The organism is Endozoicomonas sp. SESOKO2, assembly GCF_024606245.1.
Taxonomy (GTDB): Bacteria; Pseudomonadota; Gammaproteobacteria; order Pseudomonadales; family Endozoicomonadaceae; genus Endozoicomonas_A.
On record NZ_JAHHPQ010000796.1, the window covers coordinates 1 to 4,581 of the forward strand.

General features: G+C 45.4%; 3 protein-coding genes. All 3 read right to left on the bottom strand.

Translation table 11 applies throughout. The features are described 5' to 3' along the window. Positions 1-749, bottom strand: a 749-nt coding sequence (locus KDK17_RS18825) for an F-box protein (protein ID WP_257288797.1), incomplete at its 3' end; no start/stop codon positions are given. Positions 750-905: 156 nt separating this feature from the next. Further along, a complete protein-coding gene (locus KDK17_RS18830) occupies positions 906-2,639 on the bottom strand; it encodes an F-box/WD40 repeat-containing protein (protein WP_257288798.1) in 1,734 nt (577 codons plus the stop codon). Between the two features lie 280 nt (positions 2,640-2,919). Next, on the bottom strand, positions 2,920-4,581 hold a 1,662-nt coding region (locus tag KDK17_RS18835), incomplete at its 5' end, for a WD40 repeat domain-containing protein (protein ID WP_257288799.1).

Here is a 4,581-nt window from a genome sequence, read left to right on the forward strand (position 1 = left end):
ATTTTTTCTTCCCATGATCCATCGTCCCCCAGATCACAGATTTTCGCTTTGCCATAAGGAGAGGCAGTCACCAGATGACGGCTATCGGGACTGAAGTTGGCTGATTTGATGAATCTTTTATGGCAAATAGTGTTTTTCTCTTCCCATGATCCACCGGCCTTCTGACTATGGATTTTCGCTACATTATCCGCAACGGTCATTACATGGCGGCTATCGGGGCTGAATTTGCTGCCCATGATCCGGTACTTCTGGGATATTTTGGCTTTTTCCACTAACTCAAACTGTTCACATTGAGACATCCGTTGACTGTTGGTGAAAAGGAGCAGAGCGGGAAAGTAAGCATTATTTCGTTGTTTTACGAGTGACTCGACAGCCTCCTTATTCACAATCGGCTTCAACCAATCACAGAGTTGTTGATCATCTTTTGCCGTAAGGAGGGTCTTGAGTTGATATTGGTGTGGTTCAGGGAACCGTCGAAACCATGCGCTTTCCACAGCCCTGTCCTGTTTTACAAGAGTGTGAAGATATTTGCATACCTTTGCTAAACGGGTAACCCCTCGAAAATCCAGGCAGCGAATGATTTTGGAATGAATCTCTACGGGTAAATGGAAGAATGCAGGTTCAATGCTGTTTTGTACAGTCACCTCCCTGCTCACACTGACACCTCTTGGTGTTTCCTCCGGTCGTGTTTGCTTCAAGGTTGACGAGAGTGAAGCGTCAATGCTGGAATGGCTGTTCGTGAAATGCATGTCTGTGCCTTCAAAGTTAGTATTTATCCTCGGTTAGAAAGGACATTTAAAATGGATTGAAAGCTTAGAACCGATTTCAGAGTGAAAGTTCAAAACATTGAAGTCAGTGAAACTCAGCAAAAACAGCGCCCTGATCCGGGAAAACGCTTCGCACGTTCATTTCTGCAAAAGTGCTTCTAATGGTTCCCTGCTTTTAGAGGGTTTTATGCTCATTCGATCATCCATTGTTCCTCCCTTTCTTAGTTCAGTGATTCTCACCTTCATATCTGCACTGACGGTCAACGCATACCGACCATCGGCGCTGAAGGTGGCTAAGACGACTGCACTATTGTGTTGAATGGTGGCTTTTTCTACCCATGATCCATTAGCCACCAAACCAACAATTTTTGCCGTTTTGTCGTAACTGGCGGTCACAACAAGGCAACCATCGGGACTGAAGGTGGCTGATTGGACGCGATCATTGTGAACAATGGTTTTCTTTTTTACCCATAATCCCTCGCCATTGCGGCCATAGATGTTTGCCGTTCCATCATCACTGGCAGTCACCACATGGCGAGCATTGGCGCTGAAGTTGGCCGAGGTGATCGCCACCTCGTGTGGAATAGCAGCTTTTATTAACCATGATCCACTGTCTTGGAGACTATAGATTTTTGCCGTGCCATCCTCACTTTCGGTCACCACATGGCTGCCATCGAGGCTGAAGTTGGCTGAGTAGACAAAATCACGATGAGAAATTACGGCTGCCTTTTGCCATGAACCATCGTCTTGCAGGTTATAAATTTTCGCCTTACGATCTTCACTAGTGGTTACCAGATGATGACTGTTAGCATCGAAGGTAGCTGAGAGGATCCCACCCTCATGGGTAATGGTAGCTTTAACTTCCCATGATCCGTCTTCCTCCTCACTATAGATTTTTGCAGTCTTGCCAAAACTGAAAATCAGCGCATGACGGCCATCGGGGCTCAAACTGGCATACCTGATCAGAGCATTATGTTTAATCGTGGCTTTTTTTTCCCATGATCCATCGGTCTCCTGGCCATAAATTTTCAATATCCCCGAAGCGGCGGTCACTGATAAGCGGCCATCAGCAGTGAAAGTAGCCGATTTAACCATTTCATCATGGGCTATGGTGGTTTTTACTTTCCATGATCCATCGTCCTTCTGACCATAGATTTTTGTAGTCTTAATGCTATCGCCACCGGCGATCAATAAACTATGGCCATCGGAGCTGAAGCTGGCTGACTGGACCAAAGCATTATTATTAATAGTGGCTTTTACTTTCCATGACCCATCGGTCTCCTGGTCACAGATGTTCACCGTTTTATCGCGACTGACGGTCACCAGGTGACAGCTATCGGCACTTAAGGTGGCTATGTAGATACCTTTAAGATGGGTAATTTCGGTTTTTGTCTCTAAGCTCAATGTTTCACATTGAGACATCAGTTTACTTTTGGTGAAAAGAATCAGGGCAGGAAAATAAGCGTTATCTCGTTTTTTTACGAATGACTCGACAGTGCCCGAATTCGCAAACGGACTCAACCAATCACGGAGTTGTTGATCATCTTTTGAAGTAAAGATGGTCTTCAGTTGATATTGGTGTGTTGAAGGAAACCGACGATACCATGCTCTTTCCAGAGCTTTATCTTTTTTAACAAGACCGTGAAGATATTTGCATACCTTTGCCAAGGCGGCAATCTCCCGAAAACCCAAATAGCGTATAATCATGGACTGTGTTAAGTCGGGCAAATTGAGGAATGAAGGTTCATTTTTGTCATTTACAATAACGTCCCTGCCTGCACTGACACCTGTTGGTGTTTCCTCCAATCGGGGCTGCTCAGATTCTGGCGTGAGTGAACCGTCAATGGTGGAATTGCTGCTAGTAGAGTACATGCCTGTTCCTTTAAAGCTCCAAGGTCGGTATTTATCCTCGGTTAGAAAGAATATTTAAGATTGATTGAGGGCTTAGACCCGGTTTGAGAGTGAAAGTTCATAACATTGAGTTCAGTGAACCCAAGCAAAAGCAGGGCCCTGATCCGGGAAAATAACAGTAAGACACTTTTTCATTGAGAGCCCGCTGCAAATAACGCTGTTTTTAAATCGGTTATCATCAAAAACACGCTTAATTGCCGGTCGTTTTAGAGACAGATTGTACAAAAAATGATTACTCGCTTTACACGTTCATTTCTGAAAAAAGCGCTTCTGATGGTTCCCCGCCTTTAGCGGGTTTTATGCTCATCCGATCATCAACCGTTCTTCCCTTTATTAGTTCAGTAATTCTCGCTTTGTTATCTTCGCTGATGGTCAACACATATCGGCCATCGGCATTGAAGGTGGCTGAGGTGACTGCACTCTCGTGTTGAATGGTGGTTTTTTCTACCCATGATCCATCAATCCACAGACCATAAATTTTTGCCGTGTGATCTCTGCTGGCGGTCACCACAAGGCTACCATCGGGACTGAAGATAGCAGATATGAGCTGATCCTGGTGGGCGACGGTGGCCTTTTTTACCCATGATCCATCGCCCTTCCTGGTATAGATTTTCGCCGTTTTATCATGACTGGCGCTCACCAAATGGCAGCCATCGGCGCTAAAGGCGGCTGAGATGACCGCCCCATTGTGTTGAATGATGGTTTTTTTTTCCCATGATCCACCATCCTCCCAGCCATAGATTTTTGCCGTGTTATCTTCACTGGCGGTCACCACATGGCGGCCATCGACGCTGAATTTGGCGGAGTGGAGCAAATGATCATGGGAAATGGTGACTATTTCTTGCCATGATCCATCCTCCTGCAGGTCACATATTTTCGCTGCCCCATCAACACTCATGGTTACCAGATGACGGCAGTCGGCGCTGAAGCTGGCTGATCTGACATGATTATTGTGGGTAATGGTGGCTTTTACTACCCATGAATCACTGTCATCCTGACTATAGATTTTCAGAGTGTAATTTCTACCGACGACCACCACATGACGGCTATCGGCGCTAAAGCAGGCCAACTTGACCAGACTTCCATGGTTAATGGCGGCTTCTGCTTCCCATAACCCATTGTCCTTCTGGCCGTAGATTTTTATGGTGTGACCTATATCGGCAACCACCACACGACGACCATTGGGGCTCAGGCTGGCGAACCAGATCTGAGCATTGTGATTAATAGTGGCTTTTTCTTCCCATGATCCATTGGTCTGCAGGCCATAGATTTTTATCCTACTATCGAGACTGGCGGTCAGCACAGTGCGGCCATCAGCACTGAAGGTGGCTGAATTAACTAATCCAGCATGGATAATGATGGTTTTTTCTTTCCATGATCCATCGTCCTTCTGGCCGTAGATTATTGCCGTCTCAAGATTATTTCCACCGGCAATCAACAAATGACGGCCATCGTAACTGAGGCTGGCCGATAAGATGCGACCATGATGGTTGATACTGGCTTTCTCATTCCATGATCCATCGGTCTTCTCTCCACAGATTTTCACCGTATTATCCAAACTGGCGGTCATCAAGTATCGGCTATCGAAGCTTAAGATGGCTTTCCGGATAGAGGCAGGATGGGTTATTTCGGCTTTTGTCTCTAACTTGAATCTTTTACATTGAGACATCAGTTTACTTTTGGTGAAAAGGGACAGAGCAGGAAAAAAAACATTATTTCGTTTTTTTACCAGTGACTCGACAGTGCCCGCATTGGCAAACGGTTTCAACCAATCACTGAGTTGTTGATCATCTTTTGTTGTAAAGATGATCTTTAGTTGATACTGATGTGTTGAAGGAAAACGACGATACCACGCTCTTTCCAGAGCTTTATCTTTTTTTACAAGCTCGTGTAGATGTTTGCA

Coding starts and splice junctions, on each gene's coding strand:
- KDK17_RS18830 (WP_257288798.1), bottom strand. CDS start 2,639: ATGTACTCTACTAGCAGCAATTCCACCATTGACGGTTCACTCACGCCA.